1 pseudogene is annotated in these 541 nt (G+C 59.0%); it reads right to left on the reverse strand.

Annotated features, from left to right (window positions below):
- Nucleotides 1–190: 190 nt before the first annotated feature.
- Nucleotides 191–541, reverse strand: a pseudogene (locus tag ACOTX2_RS25035) (IS6-like element IS6100 family transposase); the annotation flags it as partial.

Here is a 541-nt window from a genome sequence, read left to right on the forward strand (position 1 = left end):
CGACTGCACCAGTTGATTGGGCGTAATGGCTGTTGTGCAGCCAGCTCCTGACAGTTCAATATCAGAAGTGATCTGCACCAATCTCGACTATGCTCAATACTCGTGTGCACCAAAGCGAGGTGAGCATGGCGACGGAGGCTCTGTTGCAAAGATTGGCGGCAGTCAGAGGTAGGCTGTCGCTCTGCGCCGATCAGGCGGCTGCTGCGAAATGGTGGTTGAGCATGCCCATGGCCTCCGTCAGCGCCGAGGGCCCAATGCCAAAAGCTCTCTCCACAAGGCGCACCTCGCCCCTGATGCCGGGCTGCAGGCACCAGGGGCGAGCCTGTCCTTTGCGCAGGGCTCGCATGACTTCGAATCCCTTGATCGTGGCATAGGCCGTGGGGATCGATTTGAAACCGCGCACCGGCTTGATCAGTATCTTGAGCTTTCCGTGATCGGCCTCGATCACGTTATTGAGATACTTCACCTGCCGGTGGGCCGTCTCCCGGTCCAGCTTTCCTTCGCGCTTCAATTCGGTGATCGCTGCACCATAGCTCGGCGC

Origin of the sequence: Enterobacter cloacae complex sp. IR5412 (assembly GCF_049237385.1) — a bacterium.
GTDB lineage: Bacteria > Pseudomonadota > Gammaproteobacteria > Enterobacterales > Enterobacteriaceae > Enterobacter > Enterobacter intestinihominis.